Here is an 18,284-nt window from a genome sequence, read left to right on the forward strand (position 1 = left end):
CTGTCACCGAAAGGCACCCAACCCGCGTATGACCGCACTGAAAAGCACTAACGGACTGAACCAAACAGGATTTGCCAGCCTCGGAGTTCGCGACGAAATTGTGAGCGCACTGGCCGAAAAGGGCATCGAAACCCCATTTGCCATCCAGGAACTCACGCTGCCCCTCGCGCTCGCCGGCGAAGACGTCATCGGCCAGGCCCGCACAGGCATGGGCAAGACCTTCGGGTTCGGCGTGCCGCTGCTGCAGCGCATCACCTCCGAAACCGCGACGAGGCCGTTGACCGGTGCGCCGCGGGCCTTGGTCGTGGTGCCCACCCGCGAGCTCTGCCTGCAGGTCACCGGCGACCTGGCCTCCGCCGCCAAGTACCTCAAGGCCACCGATGAAGACGGCGCCCAGCGCCCGCTGTCGGTCCTCGCGATCTACGGCGGTCGCGCCTACGAGCCGCAGATCGACGCGCTGCACAAGGGCGTCGACGTCGTGGTGGGCACGCCGGGCCGGCTGCTCGACCTGTGCCAACAGGGCCACCTGCAGTTGGGCGGGTTGTCGGTGCTGGTGCTCGACGAGGCCGACGAGATGCTCGACCTGGGCTTCCTGCCCGACATCGAGCGCATCCTGCGCCAGATCCCCGCCGACCGCCAGTCGATGCTGTTCTCGGCGACCATGCCGGACCCGATCATCACCCTGGCCCGCACGTTCATGGTCCAGCCCACCCACATCCGGGCCGAAGCGCCGCATTCGCTGGCCGTGCACGACACCACCGAGCAGTTCGTTTACCGGGCGCATGCGCTGGACAAGTTGGAGCTGGTCAGTCGCGTGCTGCAGGCCCGTGACCGGGGTGCGACGATGGTTTTCACCCGCACCAAGCGCACCGCCCAGAAGGTGGCCGACGAGCTTCAGGAACGCGGTTTCGCGGTGGGTGCCGTGCACGGCGACCTCGGCCAGATCGCGCGCGAGAAGGCGCTCAAGTCGTTCCGGTCCGGCGACATCAACGTGCTGGTGGCCACCGACGTAGCCGCGCGCGGCATCGACATCGACGACGTCACCCATGTCATCAACTACCAGTGCCCCGAAGACGAGAAGATGTACGTCCACCGCATCGGGCGGACCGGGCGGGCCGGGCGAACCGGTGTCGCGGTCACCCTGGTCGACTGGGACGAGCTGGAACGCTGGACGATGATCGACCGGGCGCTTGGTCTGGGCTCCCCAGACCCCGCCGAGACCTACTCCAGCTCGCCGCACCTGTATGCCGAGCTGTCCATCCCGACCGACGCCGGCGGCACCGTCGGCACGCCGCGTAGGGCGCCGGCGCAGCGCCGGGAGACCAGCAGCGGCGGCTCAGAACGCCCGGCTCGCCGCCCCGACCGGCGCAAGCGCACCCGTGGCGGCAAGCCTGTCACCGGGCACCCCGAGGCCAGTTCCGCGTCCACCGCCGACACGACTCCCGACGCTGCTGCGCCCGCCGCCGGCAGTGCCGGTGCGCCGGCCGGCGGCACCCGTCGTCGGCGTCGCCGCAAGCCGGCGAATGCGGCGGTGGCCGCCAGCTGACGGCATACTTTCTTCCGTGGTCCGACCCGAGCGCCGCACCAAAACCGACATAGTGGCAGCCGCGACGATCGCGGTCGTCATCGCGGTAGCTGCGGCGCTCATCTGGTGGACCAGCGACGCCCGGGCGGCAAAGAGTCGGCCCGCCGCGGTTGCCGCGCCCACCCCGACCCAGGCCCGGGAGGTCCCGGCGACGTTGCGCCAGCTCTGGACCGCCCCCAGCCCGGCCACCCGGGTGCCTGTGGTGGTGACCGGCGCCGTCGCCACGGGCAGCGGGCGCGAGGTCCAGGGCCGCGACCCGGGCACGGGTGAGGTCCGGTGGAGCTACTCGCGCGACACCGACCTGTGCGGGGTGACCTGGGTCTATCACTACGCCGTCGCGGTGTACCGCGACGACCGCGGCTGCGGACAGGTGAGCACCATCGACGGATCGACCGGACGCCGCGGGCCCGCCCGCAGCAGTTACGCCGACCCGAAGGTGCGGCTGTCCTCGGACGGCACCACAGTGCTGTCGGCGGGCAATACCCGCCTCGAGATGTGGCGCTCCGACATGGTCCGGATGATGGCCTACGGCGAAACCGACGCGCGGGTCAAGCCGGTGAACCGCGGCCTGCACTCCGGCTGCACCCTGGAATCGGCCGCCGCCAGCTCGTCGTCGGTGGCGGTACTCGAGTCTTGCGCAAACCAGGCCGACCTGAAGCTGGTCCTGCTTCGCCCCGGCAAAGAGGACGACGAGCCGCAACAGCAGGTGGTGCAGGAATCGGGGGTACGGCCGGGCACCGGGGCCCGCGTGGTGGTCGTCTCGCAAAACCGCGCGGCGGTGTACCTGCCGACACCGCAGCCTCACGTCGATGTGGTCGACGAAACCGGCACCACCGTATCGAGCACGCTGCTGGCCGGCCCGCCGTCGCCGTCATCGGTGGTGTCCAACACCGGGAACCTGGTCACGTGGTGGACCGGGGATGCGTTGCTGGTGCTGGACGCGAGCAGTCTGACCGCGCGCTACACGATCGCCGCCGGCGAGACGGCTGCGCCGTTGGGGCCGGGAGTCATGATGGCCGGTCAGCTACTGGTGCCGGTAACCGGTGCCATCGGGGTGTATGACCCGGTCAACGGCGAGGCCAGCCGCTATATCCCGGTGGACCGGCCGCCGGGCAACTCCGCCGTGATCCCGGCGGTGTCGGGTTCGCAGGTCATCGAGCAGCGCGGCGACACCGTGGTTGCCTTGGGTCAGTAGTCGACGGCGAAGGTGGGCAGCGCCTTGCCGGTCTTCCAGTGCTTGAGCAACGCCTTGGCCAGGTCGCGATAGGCCACCGCGCCCTTGTTCTTGCGGCCGGCCAGCACCGATGAGCCCGACGCGCTGGCCTCGGCGAAGCGCACCGTCCGCGGGATCGGCGGGGCCAGAACCGGGAGCTCATAACGGTCGGCCACGTCGAGCAGCACGTCGCGGGTGTGGGTGGTCCGCGAGTCGTACAGCGTGGGCAGCGCGCCCAGCAACCGCAGGTTCGGATTGGTGATCTGCTGAACGTCGGCGACGGTGCGCAGGAACTGCCCTACACCGCGGTGGGCCAATGTCTCGCACTGCAGCGGCACGATGACCTCGTCCGCGGCCGTGAGCCCGTTGAGCGTCAGCACCCCGAGCGAGGGCGGGCAGTCGATGATCACCACGTCGAAATCGTCGGCGAGTTTGACCAGGGCCCGTTTGAGGGCGTATTCGCGCCCGGCCCGCATCAGTAGCATCGCCTCAGCGCCCGCGAGGTCAATGTTGGCCGGCAGCAACGTCATTCCCTCCGATGTCGTCACCAGCGCAGCACTCGGTTCGACCTCACCGAGCAGCACCTCATGTACGGAGAAGGGCAGCTTGTCGGGATCCTGACCCAGCGAGAACGTCAGACACCCTTGAGGGTCCAGGTCGACGAGCAGCACCCGTCGTCCCTCGTCCACCATCGCCGCACCGAGCGACGCGACCGTCGTCGTCTTGGCCACACCGCCCTTCTGGTTGGCCACCGCCAGTACGCGCATGTCACTCACAGCCCCCATCCTGGCACGGACGCCCCCGCACCGTCGGGGTGGCGGGCCCGGCACGGCCCTCGGCGTGTCTCGGGCAGAATCGCGGGCATGGGCGTACACAACCAGAGGCTGGTGCTGTTGCGCCACGGGGAGACCGAGTGGTCGAAGTCAGGACAGCACACCGGCCGCACCGACATCGAGTTGACCGCAGCCGGCCGGGAGCAGGCCGAGTTCGCCGGGGTCGTACTGGGCGATCTGCAGCTCGACAGGCCATTCGTGTACTGCAGCCCGCGACGCCGGACCCTGGTCACCGCCGACCTGGCCGGACTCATCATCGACCAGGTCACGCCACTGCTCGCCGAATGGGATTACGGCGACTACGAGGGCCTGACCACCCCGCAGATCCGCGAATCCGACCCCGACTGGCTGGTGTGGACGCACGGATGCCCCGGCGGCGAAAGCGTCGCGCAGGTCAGCGATCGCGCCGACCGGGCCATCGAGCTGGCGCTGGAGAACATGGAGTCGCGCGACGTGCTCTTCGTCAGCCACGGCCATTTCTCCCGGGCGGTGATCACCCGATGGGCGCAACTCGGGCTGACCGAGGGCAGCCGCTTCGGTATGCCCACCGCAACCATCGCGATCTGCACTTTCGAGCACGGCATCCGCCAGCTCGCTCAGCTCGGATTGAGCTGCCATCCCAAACCGACCGCGATCGCGTGAGCCCCGAACCGGCCTTTGCGCTGACCGGACCGCGGGGGACCCTGATCGCCGACCGGGCCGGCGACCACTACCGCGACATCGCTTCGGCGCAGGCGGCGCTGAATTCTGGACGGGCGCCAATAGTGTTGGGCGCGTTGCCTTTCGATGTGGAGCAGCCACCGGCGTTGTTCACTCCGGTGACGCTGCGGCGCGCCGATGCTCTGCCCTGCTGGCCAAGCGGTCCACTGCCGCCGGTGCGCATCGACGCCGCGGTACCCTCCGGCGACGAGCACCGGATGCGCGTCGGTCGCGCCCGCGACCAGCTTGCCGCGCCGGGCAATTCGCTGCGCAAAGTGGTGCTGGCCCGCTCGTTGCGGCTGTCCGCCGACGCGCCGCTGGACGGCCGGGTGATCTTGCGGCGGCTGCTCGATGCCGATCCGGCGGCGTACGGCTTTCTCACCGACCTGAGCGCTGCCGGCCCGCATTACGCCGGTGCCGCACTGGTAGGCGCCAGCCCGGAACTGCTGGTGGCCCGATCCGGCAATCGGGTCGTGTGCCGGCCGTTCGCCGGCTCCGCGCCGCGCTCGGCCGATCCCGAGGTCGATGCAGCCAACGGCGCCGCGCTCGCCGCGTCAGACAAGAACCGGCACGAACACCAGCTGGTCATCGACACCATGCGCACGGCGCTTCAGCCGCTGTGCGACGACCTGACGATTGCGGCAGAGCCACAACTGAGCCGCACCGCGGCGGTCTGGCACCTGTGCACCCCGATCATCGGCAGGCTGCGCGATACCTCTACGAGCGCAATGGATCTGGCGCTGGCGCTGCACCCCACGCCGGCGGTCGGCGGGGTGCCGACCGAGGCGGCCACCGAGTTTATCGCCATGCTGGAAGGCGACCGCGGCTTCTACGCGGGCGCGGTGGGCTGGTGTGACGCGGCCGGTGACGGTTACTGGGTGGTGTCGATCCGGTGCGCCGAGTTGTCCGCCGATCGCCGGACGGCAGTTGCCCGCGCCGGCGGCGGCATCGTCGCCGAATCCGATCCCGACGACGAAGTGGCGGAAACCACAACGAAATTCGCGACGATACTGAATGCACTGGGAGTGCGGCAGTGACCGAGAACATCCGCCGCGCCACACCGGGCGACGTCGCCGACATTACCGCCATGATTCACGAACTGGCCGCCTTCGAGCATGCCGCCGATGAGTGCACTGTCACCGAAAAGCAGATCGCTGCAGCGCTTTTCGGGGATTCGCCGACGCTGTACGGACATGTCGCCGAAGATGACGGCCGGATCGCCGCCATGGCGTTATGGTTCTTGAACTTCTCCACCTGGGACGGCGTGGCGGGCATCTACCTGGAAGACCTCTACGTGCGGCCGCGCTTTCGCCGCCGCGGTCTGGCCCGCGGATTGCTGGCGGCGCTGGCCACCGAATGCCTCCGCAACGGCTACAGCCGGCTGTCGTGGGCGGTGCTCAATTGGAACACCGACGCGATCGCGCTGTACGACGGCGTCGGCGGTCAGCCGCAGACCGAGTGGACCACCTACCGGGTGTCCGGTCCGGAATTGGCCGCGCTGGCCGGACCCGGCTGATCGCGCCCCGCGGCCCAGCGCACCGACGGGCCGCTGAACAGCAGGCCCAGGATGATCAGCGCCAGCAACGCCAGCGGTATGCCGAACACCGGCCGGTGTGAACCGACCCCGAGGTACCACGCCACCGGCAGCAGCAGGAGCTGGGTGAACACAGCCAGACCCCGGCCCCAGCGCCGGCCGGCCACCAGGGCCAGTCCGGCCGCCAGCACCCCACCGCCGATCACCGCGAACCAGGCCGCCGTGCCCAGGCCGTTGACGACATGCTGATCGGCCCCGGCAAGGCCACGGATTACCAGAATCACCGCCACCACCAGCCCCGCGATTCCCTGGGCCGCGACGATGAAGCCGGCACGACGAACGGTGGACGGGGCGCGGGCGGTCACAGCGCCAGCGTAGTCAGAGCGTCCGGTCGGTCCACGAGATTACCGTGCGGGTTGTGCCACGGCGTAGAACGCGACCCTGGCGGCAATCTCGGCGCCGGGTTGCGGCGCATAAGCTCAACCGTCATGCGTGCCATGTTGATCGTCAATCCGATTGCCACCACCATCACGCCGAGTGCCCGCCAGCTGGTCGCACGCGCCCTGGGCAACCGCCTTGACCTCTCCATCGAGCCCACGAGCTACTCCGGCCATGCCGAAGAGCTTGGCCGCAAGGCCGTCGACGACGGGTTCGACCTGGTCGTCGTCCACGGCGGGGACGGAACGGTCAATCAGGTGGTCAACGGCATGGTGGGACGGCCCGGCTCCACTCCGGCCGGGTCGGTGCCGGCGCTGGGGATTATTCCGGGCGGCTCGGCGAACGTGCTGGCCAGGGCGCTTGGGATCCCCAGGGACGCCTCGGGCGCGACCGACCAGCTGCTGCGGCTGCTGGGCTCCGATGAGCACCACGGACGGTGGCGGCGCATCAGCCTCATCGACTGCGGCGAGATCTACGCGCTGGTCAACGCCGGCATGGGAGTCGACGCCGAGGTGGTCCGGGCGGTGGAAGAGGAGCGAAGGAAGGGCCACAAGATCACCCCGTTGCGCTACTGGCGGGTGGCGACACCTGTGTCGGTCAGGTTCAGCCGCCGCGATCCGAACCTGATCTTGGAACGCCCCGGCCACGAGCCCGTGTCCGGCGTGCACTTCGTCTGGGTGTCCAACACCAGCCCCTGGACTTACAGCGACGACCGGCCGATGGTCACCAACCCGGGGTGCAGTTTCGAAACGGGCCTCGGCCTGTTCGCGCTCACCAGCATGAAGCTGATCCCGACCCTGCGATTGCTGCGGCAACTCCTCGCCAAGCACCCGAAGCTGGAAGCCGCGCAGCTCATCCGCGACGACGACGTGAGCCAGGTACGGGTCGGCACGATGGCAGGCCCGGCCGCCTGCCAGTACGACGGGGAATACCTCGGAATGCGCGAGACCATGACATTCCGGACGGTTCCGGCCGCCCTGGCCGTGGTCGCTCCACCGCCGGATTAAGCCTGTTGACCTGCGGAAACCAAAGATGTGACATGCCCGCGACACAATGTGGGGCGAAATTCGCCAGGTAGTGTAGTACAACTGAGTAAGGGCCTGTGTAAGAGATCGGCAAAGTGAGATACCCCACGGGCTCACGTAACACTATTGACATCTGTTGAGCCTGTGAAACGATCAAAAGGTTGCATGCAGAAATACGCAGAGGTACGGAAACCTTTCTTGCGCACGCCTAACAGCCAAGAAGAAATATGCCCGTGCGCAGTGCTGCGCACATAGTGAGGAGTAGCAACTAATGGATTGGCGCCACAGGGCGGTCTGCCGTGACGAGGATCCGGAGCTGTTCTTCCCGGTTGGGAACAGCGGCCCGGCACTCGCGCAGATCGCTGACGCGAAACTGGTCTGTAATCGGTGTCCGGTGACGACAGAGTGTCTCGGATGGGCCTTGAATACCGGCCAGGACTCGGGCGTATGGGGTGGGATGAGCGAAGACGAGCGGCGCGCACTCAAGCGTCGTAACGCCCGGACGAAGGCCCGCAGCGGAGTCTGACAACTCGACTGAGTAGCTTTGCGGCCCCGATCAGATCGGGGCCGTATTGCTGCGCGTTCAGACCAGCAACCGGCCCATGCGACCGATCGGCACCCGCAGCACGACATCGGTGCCCCGATCGGAGCCTTCCCGCATCCCCAGGGAGCCGTCGAGTTCGGCCGACACCAATGTCCGCACGATCTGCAGGCCGAGGCTGTCCGACTTTTCCAGGCTGAACCCTTCGGGCAGGCCAAGCCCGTCGTCGTGCACCACGACGTCGAGCCAGCGCGCCGAACGTTCGGCGCGAATGGTCACCGACCCGCCGGTGGCCGACGGGTCGAACGCGTGCTCGATCGCGTTCTGCACCAATTCGGTGATCACCATGATCAGCGCCGTGGCCCGGTCGGAGTCCAGCACACCCAGGTCACCAACCCGGTTGATCCGGATCGGCCGGTCCACCGACGCCACATCGTTCATGATCGGCAGGATTCGGTCGATGACCTCGTCCAGGTTGACCTGCTCGTCCACCGACATCGACAGTGCATCGTGGACCAGCGCGATCGACGACACCCGCCGTACCGACTCGATCAGGGCCTCGCGCCCCTCGGCGTTGACGGTGCGGCGCGCCTGTAGCCGCAGCAACGCCGCCACCGTCTGCAGGTTGTTCTTCACCCGGTGATGAATCTCACGGATGGTGGCGTCCTTGGAGATCAGCGCACGGTCGCGCCGCTTCACCTCGGTCACGTCACGGATCAGGATCGCCGCCCCGACATTCTCCCCGTGCACCACCAGTGGCAGCGTCCGCAGCAGCACGGTGGCGCCCCCTGCATCGACCTCCATGCGCATGCTCGAACCGCCGGCCAGCAGGTTGAGGACGTGTTCGGCCACCTCCTGCGCTTCGAACGGGTCCGAGATCAGCGGCCGGGTGACCTTGATGAGGTTGTGGCCCTCCAATTCACTGGTCAGGCCCATCCGGTGGTAGGCCGACAGCGCGTTGGGGCTGGCGTATGCGACAACGCCTTCGACGTCGAGGCGGATGAAGCCGTCGCCCGCACGTGGCGTCGAGCGTGACATCGCGACGTCACCGACGTCGGGGAACGTGCCCTCGGCGATCATGTGCAGCAGGTCGACGGCGCATTCCCGGTAGGCCGTCTCCAGGTGACCCGACATCCGCTGTGCGGCCAGCTCGGTCTGGTGCTGGGTGAGCACCGCTACCACCCGGCCGCCGTAGCGCACCGGCGATGCCGCGATGTTGGGCCCGGGCAGCTGCCACAAATGTTGTTCGCCCGCTTCGCTTTCCTTGATGGCCACACTGCTGGTGAAGGTGTCGGCGACCAGTGGCAGCCGGTCAGCCGAGACGACGCTGCCCACCGCGTCGGTCTGCAGAACCGTGGGCGCGGTGTTGGGTCGGCACTGCGCCACACACACGAGCATGCCGTCGTCACGGCGGACCCACATCAGGTAGTCGGCGAACGACAGGTCGGCCAGCAGCTGCCACTCCCCCACTACGGCATGCAGGTGGTCGACGGCGTTACCGGGCAGAACCGTGTGCTCGGCGAGCAGGTTACCGAGAGTGGACATGCAGCTCGGTCGCGCCTGAGGGCTAGCTGATCACGGCGATGAGGTCGCCGGCCTGGATCACGTCGCCCACTGCGACGCTCACCCTGCTGATGGTCCCGGCGACCTCGGCGAGGACCGGGATCTCCATCTTCATGGATTCCAGCAGCACCACGACGTCGCCCTGGCCGATTTGGTCGCCTTCGTTGACCACGACTTCGAGCACACTGGCCACGATTTCGGCGCGGACCTCCTCGGACATCATCACCCCACTCGTATCGGCCGATTCTGGGTATATCGAACCATAAGGCCGGTCGGGCTGGCGGCGCGCGGGCGGATGAGGGCGCGTCGCCCATCCCATGAGAGACTTGTCGACAACCTGGCGGCGCGTGCGCCGCGTTGCACTGACGACTTCAGACGAAACGAGGTTCCATCATGGCCAAGCGTGGCCGCAAGAAGCGTGACCGCAAGCACAGCAAGGCCAACCACGGCAAGCGGCCCAACGCTTAATCCTCAGGCCTGAAACTCTTCGCGCACGATCGTGGTCCGGCGTATCTCCAGCCGCAACCGCTCCCTCAGGCTCTCCGGCGCCTTCTCCCCACTGCACTTGGTGGCGATCAGCGCCTTGAGCCGCTCTTCGATGCCGTAGTGCTGGAAGCAGCCCGGGCACGCTTCGAGGTGTTTGCGCAGGCTCTCCTTCTTCTCGGGGGTGCATTCACCGTCGAGCAGCGTCCATACTTCGGCGATCACCTCGGCACAGCCGAAGGCACCGTGGTCCTCGTGTTTGCTGGGCCGGCCGCAGGACTCACTCATGACGACACCTCCTCGTGTGCCTGCTCGCCGCGGGTAAAGCCACGATCTTTGGCCACGTCGGCCAACAACTCGCGTAGCTGACGTCGGCCTCTGTGCAGCCGGGACATCACGGTGCCGATCGGCGTACCCATGATCTCGGCGATCTCTTTATACGGAAAACCTTCGACGTCCGCGTAGTAAACGGCCATCCGGAATTCTTCCGGCAGCGCTTGCAAAGCTTCCTTGATCTCGGTGTCCGGCAGCACTTCGAGAGCCTCCACCTCCGCCGAACGCAGTCCGGTCGAGGAGTGCTCGGCGTTGGCCGCCAACTGCCAGTCGGTGATTTCTTCGGTCGGATACTCCGACGGTTGCCGCTGCTTCTTGCGGTAACTGTTGATGTAGGTGTTGGTCAGGATGCGGTACAGCCACGCCTTGAGGTTGGTGCCCTCGCGGAATGAACGGAACCCCGCATAGGCCTTGACCATCGTCTCCTGCAGCAGGTCCTCGGCATCCGCCGGATTGCGCGTCATGCGCAGCGCACCGCCGTAAAGCTGGTCAAGCAGTGGAATCGCGTCGCGCTCGAAGCGCGCCGTCAGCTCGGCGTCGCTCTCCTCCGCCGGTACGGCGCCGTCAGGCCCGGTCGCGCCATCGATGTCGGCCATCTTGATTAACACGGTCCCTTCGGTTGCGGCGTCACCGGAGCGCGCAAACCACGCCGCCGGACTCGCAAGGAAGCGTGCCAACCGCTCCGGACCCAAGAGGCTCGTCGCAGTTGTCACCGAACTCCCTCCTTCAATCTAAAGGCCGCCACCGACTCGTGCCGTCACCGCCTCAGACAACGGCATTTTCCGGCCCGCTATTTCCGCGCCGTGATCCCGCGGTCCAGCTACGCCGAACGTGGCGTTAATGTGACGGCCATGTCCCTTAACGGCAAGACCATGTTCATCTCTGGCGCCAGCCGCGGAATCGGCCTGGCGATCGCCAAACGCGCCGCTCGAGACGGCGCCAACATCGCTCTGATCGCCAAGACCGCCGAGCCGCACCCCAAACTCCCGGGCACGGTCTACACGGCCGCCAAGGAGCTGGAGGAAGCGGGCGGACAGGCCCTGCCGATCGTCGGGGACGTCCGGGACCCGGAGTCGGTGGAGTCCGCCGTGGCCAAGACCGTCGAGCAGTTCGGCGGCATCGACATCTGCGTCAACAACGCCTCGGCCATCAACCTGGGATCGATCCTCGAGGTCCCGATGAAGCGCTTCGACCTGATGAACGGCATCCAGGTGCGCGGCACCTACGCCGTGTCGCAGGCGTGTATCCCGCACCTCAAGGGCCGGGAGAACCCGCACATTCTGACGCTCTCGCCCCCGGTGCTGCTGGGCAAGGAGTGGCTCAAGCCGACCGCGTACATGATGGCCAAGTTCGGTATGACGTTGTGCGCGTTGGGAATCGCCGAGGAGATGCGCGAAGAGGGCATCGCCTCCAATACCCTGTGGCCGCGCACCCTGGTGGCCACCGCCGCCGTGCAGAACCTGCTCGGCGGTGATGAGGCGATGGCGCGCGCCCGCAAGCCCGAGGTGTACTCCGACGCCGCCTACGTCATCCTCAACAAGCCGTCGCGGGAGTACACCGGCAACATGGCGCTGTGCGAGGACGTGTTGCTGGAATCCGGTGTCACCGACCTCTCGGTCTATGACTGCGTGCCCGGCGGCCAGCTCGGCGTCGACTTCTGGGTGGACGGCGTCAACCCGCCGGGCTACTCCGGGCCCTGACGTGGCCGGCGCCGCGACGCCGGCTTTGGCGGAATTGGTCAAAGCCGTTGTGCCGCACGAGCTTCAGAACTTCGAGGCGGTCACTGCCCTGTCCGACGGCACCGGCATCGCAGCAGTGCAGGTCTTCAAGACGCTGATCATCGCGCTACCCCGGGAGTTGGCGGTGGCGGTCGTTCCGGTGCCCGCGAAGCTGTCCCTGAAAGCGGCCGCGGCCGCTTTCGGTGTGCCGAAAGCCGGCATGGCCGAACCCGCGGCGGCCGAGCGCTCCACCGGCTATGTGGTGGGCGGGATTTCCCCTTTCGGCCAGCGAAAGCGGTTGCGGACGGTGGTGGACAGTTCCGCTCTGATCTGGGACCGGGTGCTGTGCAGCGTGGGCAAGCGGCACTGGGACGTGGAGCTGGCCCCCCAGGATCTGATCCGGTTAACGGATGCGATCACGTGGGACCTGGTGGCGCGGACGTAGGCACGCGCCGATGACCGGCGCCAACTCGGGCGCGTTGTGCACCGGGTCGATGTGCCCGCCGTCGAGTAAATGCAGACACGAAGGGCATCGCCGCCGCCTTACGCGGAACGGGTCAGGAGGCGTACTGGCGGGTCGGCGTGATCGGTCCCCAAACCCCGAGGGAGACCAGATCTCCCGCGAGTTGCTGGTACTGCTGGGGCGGAATGAACTGGTCGCGCGTCAGGACGTAGCCGCTGAACCCCGTCGGATCGCTGACCAGCACCCAACTGTAGTCGGGCGCGCGCGCGACGATGATGTAGTTGCCCGTCGGTGCGCCGAGGCTGAACGGCAGTTTGAACGGCAGGAAGCTGACGTCCAGCGCCGTGTTGGTGGCGTTGAGCGGCACCGCGGACCCGGTGATCGACGACAGCGGGCCGCGGTCGAAGAAATAGTTCCCCGAATTCTGGACGCGGATCGTGCCGTCAGGGTTGAGGCTGTAGGTCGCCTTGGTGTTCACCAGGCCGAGCGAGAAGAACTGTTTGACGCTGCCCTGCTCGTAGTAGGTGCCGGCGAACTGGGCAGGATCGACGGGCACCGATGAGGGCACCGGCCGCGGGCCGAAGATCGGCGGGAGGTGCAGCGCGGCGGTGCCCGCCTGTAGCTGGCGGACGATCGCGGTCTCGGCGGCCGCGTACTGCCGGCCGGCGTTGTTCAGCGCCTGCACGAACAGGTTCTGGAACGACGCAGCCTTCGCGCCGAACGCCGCGAAGTCCTGCCCGTGACCGGAGAAGAACTCGGCGATCGCGGTGGACACTTCGTCCCCGGCCGCGGCCAGCACCGATGTGGTCGCCGGTGCCACTGTCGCGTACGCCCGGTCGAGCGCAGCGCCCACACCCGCTACGTCCTGCGCCGCGGCCGCCACCACCTCGGGCGACACAATCACGGACGGATTCACCACAGACAATGACCTTCTCCCATACCCTCGATGAGCCCCGTGTGCCCGCCACAGGATAGCGGAGGCCGCCGGGGACTGTCCGCGGTTTCAGGAGGCGCAGCGCACGACGCGGGCGGCACCAGGGTCTCGAACTAGCGCGGGACGCACCCCGGGATAACGCGCATTCCGAATCACATTGAGCCACAACCAAAGTTGAGTTCTACGACCGATACCTTCAGTCCCTGTGTCCACCGAGCGGGGTCAAGCCCAAGTTTGACCCTGAAGGTCAGCAGCGAACAGACCCGGCAGCTTGGCATAGCCTTCGGATTGCGCGGGCAGGCTGGACTGACCGATCAATAGACCCACCAATGTGTTATCGCCGCCGGTAATTGCTTGATGCCAAGACGCGCTCGGTTTCGCCGACCGAGCCAGGACTTAGCAACATCGCCTTGTAGGGCCCGCTGCGGTTGCCTTGCTGTTGCGCGCTGGATGATCACGACGCGTTGCATAGACACACCGACTGTTGCATCGTGGGGCAAGTGGTCTGTTCGACAGCGAACATGTCGGCGGCAACCTCAACTGACACTCAACCACGCAGGCGGCGACATCATGACCGGGCCAAGGACAACCCGCAGCTGAGTTTCGGTCCACGAATCACGTTGTCGCCCTGCACCCGGAATGCACATCGACGGCGCCGACCCCCAGGGGGACCCCGGTGCGCGCGGGATGTGCGGCGCCAATGCACTGGCGCTCGACCCGTCGGTTGCCCGTAGCTGCAAGCCCTCGCCCGTCTTCTGGCCGAGCTTGGCGGGGTCGACTAGGACTGCAGCAGATCCCGGACATTCTGGGCAGGTGCGGAAATTCCGTGGGCAACCGTCGTGGCGGTGACGTCTTGGACCCGGACGATTTTCACAGCTCGCTGGGAGCTGTGTCCCAGTCTCGCCTCATACCATCGTGGGTCGATGGATCCTCGGAGCGTTCGTCCGACTCGACGATGGCGGTTGACCATCGCTCAGTTCGTATGCAGTCGCTTTGCTGAGCTGCCGCAGCCCGCACTGATCAGAGCCGGTGCTCTGAGCAGGCCGATGACGCGGTTGATAACGGCTTGTCGCGCCCGCCGACCTGACACTGTGAGCAGACGTAGCAGCGATTCGAGGCTCTCTCCCGATCGTGCCAACGGCCCGCAGCCGTGTCGGCTCAAGCCGTCCAACGGGATAAACGCCGCTACCGATCGTAAGCCAGGTGAGCTGACAATGGATTTCACAGCGCAACCGCCGGAAGTCGCACCGGGTCAAAGCGACTCGGCTCGCACTCGTGGAGAGAGCGAGCAAGGCGCGTTCCATCTACCCCGGCTGCAGCATTCGGCTTTACCGATGACCGCGGATCGAGGTGTCGGGTGGAAGACGTTGCGAGACGCCGGGCCGGTCGTCTTCATGAACGGCGCCTACTACCTGACCCGGCGCGAAGACGTGTTGGCAGCGTTAAGTGATGCCGAGCTCTTTTCAGCACAATTGGCGCTTCAGCCCCCCGGTTGCCCGGTGCCGGTGCTGCCTTCGGCATTCGACCCTCCCCAGCACACCCGCTACCGCAAAATCCTGCAACCGTATTTCAGCCCCCACGCCTTGGCGAAGTACCGCCCCGTGATGAAGCGCCACGCCGTCGAAATGATCACTGCACTTGCAGACCGGGGTGAGTGCGAAGCGATGGCTGATTTCGGGCGCCGCTACCCGTTCCAGGTTTTTCTGGACCTCTATGGGCTGCCGCTGAAGGACCGCGACCGCGTAATCGGCTGGAAAGACGCCGCCGTGGCCGGCAAGCCCGAAGGGCACGAGTTGCTGGCGTACTTCGCCGACGCCATCCAACAACGCAGGACGACTACGGGCCGTGACATGTTGTCGCAAATAATGGCCGGTCCGGGCGAACTCAGCGACCTTGAGCTACTGGGCATGAGCCACCTGTTGATCCTGTCCGGACTGGACACGGTGGCCGCGGCAATCGGCTTCTCGCTTTTCGAATTGGCCCGCAGACCACAGCTGCGCGCACAGCTCCGCGACAGGCCAGAGCAGACCGGGGTATTCGTTGAGGAGATCGTCCGACTCGAGCCGGCGGCGCCGCTGGCGGCTCGAGTGACCACCGACTTCGTCAACGTGGGCGGCATGACGCTTCCACCCGGCACACCGGTACGGCTGTGCACTGCCGCGATCAACCGCGACGGCAGCGACGCGATCTCCACCGATAACCTGATCATGGACGGTAAAGTGCACCGCCACTGGGGATTCGGCGGCGGACCGCATCGCTGCCTGGGTTCCCACCTGGCACGGATCGAGTTGACCGTGGTCATTGATGAATGGCTCCGCCAGATCCCCGACTTACAACTGCCGGAGGGCTACACTCCCCAGATCGAATACCCTTCGAATTCGTTTGCGCTCAAGGCGCTGCCGCTGGCTTGGAGCTGACAAGGGTCATCTCGACGGCGCGGGGCGACATGCGTCCCGAGACGGGTCGCTAGCCGGCGAACGGTGGGCGGGTCATGACCGTGGGACGTATGCCGTATTTGGGGCTTGCGCCGCCCTGGCCCAAACCCGGGCCAGCCAGCGGCATGCCGCCGAGCAGGTTGCCGGACCCCCCGGCGTCGGATGAGGCGGGAGCCAGGTCCTCCACCACGAGCGGCCCCGAATGCCCAGGTAACGGGCTGGCCTGCGCCCAGGCCGGCGGGACCGACAATCTGCCGATCGAGGCCGCGTTGCCCAGTCCGGCGGAGGTCGACCCGCCGCCGCCGCTGAGCATTCCGGCCAAACCCCCCAAACCCTTGGGAACAACGGCAGCCGCGGCATCCGGCGCCGCGCCGCCGATCGCCCCCGTGGTCTTGGCTATCTGCACCCCGAAGTTGGCCATACCGACGCTGAAGTACGGCAGGCCTTCGGTGTTGTACCAGAGGGCCGAGTAGCTGTTATAGCCGGTCACCAGGGTTCCGAGGTTGTTGGGCAACGTATTTTGCCCACTTAACAGAAACCAAATCTCGGTGAGCACCGAATTGGACGAGACCGACGAAAGGGGCGACGCGAGACTCTGCAGCTGATTCGGCAATCCGGTGATCAGCTGGGACAGCGTGGACTGCGTGCTACCTGCCGAGCCGGTTCCACTGGGGACGGCAGTGGCCTGTACAGCCTGTGCGGTCGGGTTGGCTATCTGAGGCGCCGTGGTGAACGGCGTCAGCCTGGTCGCTGCTGCAGACTGACCCGCATACCCATACATGGCGGTGGCGTCCTGCGCCCACATCTGGCCATATTGGGCCTCGTTGGCGGCAATCGCGGCAGCGTTCTGGCCCAATACGTTGGTGTTGAGCAACTGCGCCAGCTCAACGCGGTTGGCCGCCACGAGCGGCGACGGCACCGTCGCAGCTATCGCGTTCTCATAAGCCGCCGCAGCCAAGCGGGCTTGCGTGGCCGCTTGTTCAGCCTGCTCGGCGGTCGTACTGAGCCACGCCAAGTAGGGTATGGCGGCCCGCGCCATCAGCGCCGACGCCGGCCCCAGCCACTCTTCCCCGCTCAACGTTGCTAGCACCTTGTCGTAACCGGAGGCGGCCGAATTCAGATCTGCAGCAACCGCACTCCACGCTGCCGCGGCAGCCATCAGCGGTCCTGACCCCGGACCCGAGTACATCAGCGCGGAGTTGATCTCCGGCGGTATTGCTCCAAAATCCAACACGTTGACCCCTTACCTGGTCCCGGCCACCTTGGCCACTTCATTCACGGCTCGAACATCCGGTCGCCACGTCATCCGGCCGACGGCGGGCGGGTGACCACCTTGTAGCGCAGCCCGTACTTGTGGACGTAGCCCCCGGTTCGCCGTCCTGCCGCTCCGGAGGGCATCCCGCCCAGCACGGTGTTGCCCGTTCCGGTTGTCGAAGCGGTATGGAGAGAAGCATCTTTCGCGACGACGGCCGGATTGCCTGGCTGCGGTGGAGAGGCCCAACTCGGCGGAACCGACAGCGTCCCGATCCTTCCTGCCTGGCCCGCACTACCCGACGCCGCTCCGCCGGACCCCAGATGGGCGAACTGCGGCGTCGGGTACCAGGCACCGCCACCCCCGGCCGTTGTTCCACCGGGCCCGAACGTCAAAGTCTGATCGAGGTTGTAGCTGTGGTAGCCCGTACCGTACGCGTTGTATATCTGCAGCAGGTTGTGGAACCACGTGTAGTAGGTGGCTTGCGTAATGCCGGAGGTATTCCAGGCGTTGGGTATCTCGTTCAGCGGCCACGGCAACGCCGATGGGTTCGTCATGAATTCCGCGAGAATCTGCTGCAGCGCCTCGGGCGCGGTGGTCGCCGATCCCGACTGCGGCACGGTGACCGCGGCAATCTGTGCAGATTTCCCGGGCGATGTGGCGAGGGCTTGCGCAACGGCCACGTTTTGGCCGGCAATTGCATTGGGAGCCGTAGTATTCGGCGGTGACGTGAACGGAGTCAGGTTTCGGGCGGTCGCCGACGCGGATGCGTACCCGTACATGGCGTCGGCATCTTGGGCCCACATCTCCATGTACTGGGCCTCGGTGGCCGCGATCGCCGGGGTGTTCTGCCCGAAGAAGTTCGTCACGATCAGCGTCATCAGCAGAATTCTGTTGGCCGCCAACACAGATGGGGGCACCGTCATCGCGAACGCTGCCTCGAAGGCGCCGGCGGCCAACCGCGCCTGAGTGGCGGTCTGTTCGGCCAGCGTCGCCGCCGCGCCGAGCCAGCTGATGTATGGAGCGACCGAGGACATCATCGCGGCGGAGGCAGGTCCGACCCATAGGGCGCTGTTCAGCTCTGAGAGCTTGGAGCTGTAACCAGCGGCGGCGCTGTCCAATTCGGCAGCCAGTTCATCCCAAGCCGCAGCGGCAAGCACCATCGGCTCTGCTCCCGGGCCCGCATACATCCGACCGGAGTTGATTTCGGGCGGTAACGCACCGAAGTCGAACAA

At 66.7% G+C, this 18,284-nt stretch carries 20 protein-coding genes; 11 read left to right on the top strand and 9 right to left on the bottom strand.

From position 1 onward, the window contains the following. The first annotated feature begins 28 nt into the window (after positions 1 to 28). On the top strand, positions 29 to 1,546 hold the full coding sequence (locus ACX9NE_RS04575; RefSeq protein WP_459360507.1) for a DEAD/DEAH box helicase: 1,518 nt from the start codon (positions 29 to 31) through the stop codon (positions 1,544 to 1,546). 16 nt (positions 1,547 to 1,562) lie between these two features. Continuing rightward, complete coding sequence (locus ACX9NE_RS04580) at positions 1,563 to 2,780, top strand: Rv3212 family protein (RefSeq protein ID WP_459360508.1); 1,218 nt, start codon at positions 1,563 to 1,565, stop codon at positions 2,778 to 2,780. Here ACX9NE_RS04580 and ACX9NE_RS04585 read toward each other — a convergent pair. Beyond that, positions 2,774 to 3,574, bottom strand: coding sequence for a ParA family protein (locus ACX9NE_RS04585; protein WP_459360509.1), 801 nt, complete (start codon positions 3,572 to 3,574; stop codon positions 2,774 to 2,776). The genes ACX9NE_RS04580 and ACX9NE_RS04585 overlap by 7 nt on opposite strands. 87 nt (positions 3,575 to 3,661) lie before the next feature. On the opposite strand from ACX9NE_RS04585, the gene ACX9NE_RS04590 reads away from it, so the two are divergent. Genes ACX9NE_RS04590 through ACX9NE_RS04600 form a run of 3 tightly spaced genes read left to right on the top strand, consistent with a single transcriptional unit; the run spans position 3,662 to position 5,846 of the window. After that, positions 3,662 to 4,273 (top strand): acid phosphatase, encoded by a 612-nt coding sequence (locus ACX9NE_RS04590; protein WP_459360510.1) that lies wholly within the window; start codon positions 3,662 to 3,664, stop codon positions 4,271 to 4,273. Beyond that, entirely contained in the window at positions 4,270 to 5,367 is a 1,098-nt protein-coding gene (locus ACX9NE_RS04595; protein ID WP_459360511.1) for an isochorismate synthase, read from the top strand. The genes ACX9NE_RS04590 and ACX9NE_RS04595 overlap by 4 nt, the downstream gene beginning before the upstream one ends. Then, a complete protein-coding gene (locus ACX9NE_RS04600) occupies positions 5,364 to 5,846 on the top strand; it encodes a GNAT family N-acetyltransferase (RefSeq protein WP_459360512.1) in 483 nt (160 codons plus the stop codon). The genes ACX9NE_RS04595 and ACX9NE_RS04600 overlap by 4 nt, the downstream gene beginning before the upstream one ends. On the opposite strand, the gene ACX9NE_RS04605 is transcribed toward ACX9NE_RS04600, so the two are convergent. Continuing rightward, on the bottom strand, positions 5,798 to 6,229 hold the full coding sequence (locus ACX9NE_RS04605; protein WP_459360513.1) for a hypothetical protein: 432 nt from the start codon (positions 6,227 to 6,229) through the stop codon (positions 5,798 to 5,800). The two genes, ACX9NE_RS04600 and ACX9NE_RS04605, sit on opposite strands and share 49 nt — an antisense overlap. Positions 6,230 to 6,352: 123 nt before the next feature. Between ACX9NE_RS04605 and ACX9NE_RS04610 the strand changes: the two genes are divergently transcribed. Further along, on the top strand, positions 6,353 to 7,309 hold the full coding sequence (locus tag ACX9NE_RS04610) for a diacylglycerol/lipid kinase family protein (protein WP_459360514.1): 957 nt from the start codon (positions 6,353 to 6,355) through the stop codon (positions 7,307 to 7,309). Positions 7,310 to 7,598: 289 nt separating this feature from the next. Further along, positions 7,599 to 7,853 (top strand): transcriptional regulator WhiB1, encoded by a 255-nt coding sequence (gene whiB1 / locus ACX9NE_RS04615; RefSeq protein ID WP_036353357.1) that lies wholly within the window; start codon positions 7,599 to 7,601, stop codon positions 7,851 to 7,853. 57 nt (positions 7,854 to 7,910) lie between these two features. On the opposite strand, the gene ACX9NE_RS04620 is transcribed toward whiB1, so the two are convergent. Beyond that, positions 7,911 to 9,413, bottom strand: a complete 1,503-nt coding sequence (locus tag ACX9NE_RS04620) for a sensor histidine kinase (RefSeq protein ID WP_459360515.1) — start codon at positions 9,411 to 9,413, stop codon at positions 7,911 to 7,913. Positions 9,414 to 9,435: 22 nt separating this feature from the next. Next, positions 9,436 to 9,651, bottom strand: coding sequence for a biotin/lipoyl-binding carrier protein (locus ACX9NE_RS04625; protein ID WP_055577378.1), 216 nt, complete (start codon positions 9,649 to 9,651; stop codon positions 9,436 to 9,438). A gap of 173 nt (positions 9,652 to 9,824) precedes the next feature. On the opposite strand from ACX9NE_RS04625, the gene ACX9NE_RS04630 reads away from it, so the two are divergent. Further along, on the top strand, positions 9,825 to 9,899 hold the full coding sequence (locus tag ACX9NE_RS04630) for a 50S ribosomal protein bL37 (protein ID WP_011728008.1): 75 nt from the start codon (positions 9,825 to 9,827) through the stop codon (positions 9,897 to 9,899). A 3-nt stretch (positions 9,900 to 9,902) separates the two neighbouring features. Here the strand turns inward: ACX9NE_RS04630 and rsrA are convergent, their stop codons facing one another. Then, positions 9,903 to 10,202, bottom strand: coding sequence for a mycothiol system anti-sigma-R factor (rsrA, locus tag ACX9NE_RS04635; protein ID WP_459360516.1), 300 nt, complete (start codon positions 10,200 to 10,202; stop codon positions 9,903 to 9,905). After that, positions 10,199 to 10,843 carry a sigma-70 family RNA polymerase sigma factor gene (locus ACX9NE_RS04640; RefSeq protein ID WP_459360627.1) on the bottom strand — a complete coding sequence of 215 codons (645 nt, stop codon included), beginning with the start codon at positions 10,841 to 10,843 and terminating at the stop codon, positions 10,199 to 10,201. The genes rsrA and ACX9NE_RS04640 overlap by 4 nt, the downstream gene beginning before the upstream one ends. A 255-nt stretch (positions 10,844 to 11,098) precedes the next feature. On the opposite strand from ACX9NE_RS04640, the gene ACX9NE_RS04645 reads away from it, so the two are divergent. Both ACX9NE_RS04645 and ACX9NE_RS04650 read left to right on the top strand, forming a co-directional pair. Then, positions 11,099 to 11,947: an SDR family oxidoreductase gene (locus ACX9NE_RS04645; protein ID WP_459360517.1), complete on the top strand. Its 849-nt coding sequence runs from the start codon at positions 11,099 to 11,101 to the stop codon at positions 11,945 to 11,947. A gap of 1 nt (position 11,948) precedes the next feature. After that, entirely contained in the window at positions 11,949 to 12,410 is a 462-nt protein-coding gene (locus tag ACX9NE_RS04650; protein WP_459360518.1) for a YbaK/EbsC family protein, read from the top strand. Between the two features lie 112 nt (positions 12,411 to 12,522). Here the strand turns inward: ACX9NE_RS04650 and ACX9NE_RS04655 are convergent, their stop codons facing one another. Continuing rightward, the gene (locus tag ACX9NE_RS04655) at positions 12,523 to 13,347 is read right to left on the bottom strand and encodes a PE domain-containing protein (RefSeq protein WP_459360519.1); all 825 of its coding nucleotides are present in this window, start codon (positions 13,345 to 13,347) and stop codon (positions 12,523 to 12,525) included. 1,229 nt (positions 13,348 to 14,576) lie between these two features. Between ACX9NE_RS04655 and ACX9NE_RS04660 the strand changes: the two genes are divergently transcribed. Beyond that, the gene (locus tag ACX9NE_RS04660) at positions 14,577 to 15,779 is read left to right on the top strand and encodes a cytochrome P450 (RefSeq protein ID WP_459360520.1); all 1,203 of its coding nucleotides are present in this window, start codon (positions 14,577 to 14,579) and stop codon (positions 15,777 to 15,779) included. A gap of 49 nt (positions 15,780 to 15,828) precedes the next feature. On the opposite strand, the gene ACX9NE_RS04665 is transcribed toward ACX9NE_RS04660, so the two are convergent. Together ACX9NE_RS04665 and ACX9NE_RS04670 are read right to left on the bottom strand one after the other, a co-directional pair. Further along, the gene (locus ACX9NE_RS04665) at positions 15,829 to 17,028 is read right to left on the bottom strand and encodes a PPE family protein (RefSeq protein WP_459360521.1); all 1,200 of its coding nucleotides are present in this window, start codon (positions 17,026 to 17,028) and stop codon (positions 15,829 to 15,831) included. Positions 17,029 to 17,099: 71 nt separating this feature from the next. Further along, positions 17,100 to 18,284 (bottom strand): PPE family protein, encoded by a 1,185-nt coding sequence (locus ACX9NE_RS04670; RefSeq protein WP_459360522.1) that lies wholly within the window; start codon positions 18,282 to 18,284, stop codon positions 17,100 to 17,102.

Source organism: Mycobacterium sp. ML4, assembly GCF_054515735.1.

Excerpts from the sequence above, each read along its gene's own strand:
- ACX9NE_RS04575 (WP_459360507.1), top strand. The coding sequence starts at position 29 with ATGACCGCACTGAAAAGCACTAACGGACTGAACCAAACAGGATTTGCC.
- ACX9NE_RS04590 (WP_459360510.1), top strand. The coding sequence starts at position 3,662 with ATGGGCGTACACAACCAGAGGCTGGTGCTGTTGCGCCACGGGGAGACC.
- ACX9NE_RS04610 (WP_459360514.1), top strand. The coding sequence starts at position 6,353 with ATGCGTGCCATGTTGATCGTCAATCCGATTGCCACCACCATCACGCCG.
- whiB1 (WP_036353357.1), top strand. The coding sequence starts at position 7,599 with ATGGATTGGCGCCACAGGGCGGTCTGCCGTGACGAGGATCCGGAGCTG.
- ACX9NE_RS04620 (WP_459360515.1), bottom strand. The coding sequence starts at position 9,413 with ATGTCCACTCTCGGTAACCTGCTCGCCGAGCACACGGTTCTGCCCGGT.
- ACX9NE_RS04625 (WP_055577378.1), bottom strand. The coding sequence starts at position 9,651 with ATGTCCGAGGAGGTCCGCGCCGAAATCGTGGCCAGTGTGCTCGAAGTC.
- rsrA (WP_459360516.1), bottom strand. The coding sequence starts at position 10,202 with ATGAGTGAGTCCTGCGGCCGGCCCAGCAAACACGAGGACCACGGTGCC.
- ACX9NE_RS04640 (WP_459360627.1), bottom strand. The coding sequence starts at position 10,843 with ATGGCCGACATCGATGGCGCGACCGGGCCTGACGGCGCCGTACCGGCG.
- ACX9NE_RS04645 (WP_459360517.1), top strand. The coding sequence starts at position 11,099 with ATGTCCCTTAACGGCAAGACCATGTTCATCTCTGGCGCCAGCCGCGGA.
- ACX9NE_RS04660 (WP_459360520.1), top strand. The coding sequence starts at position 14,577 with ATGGATTTCACAGCGCAACCGCCGGAAGTCGCACCGGGTCAAAGCGAC.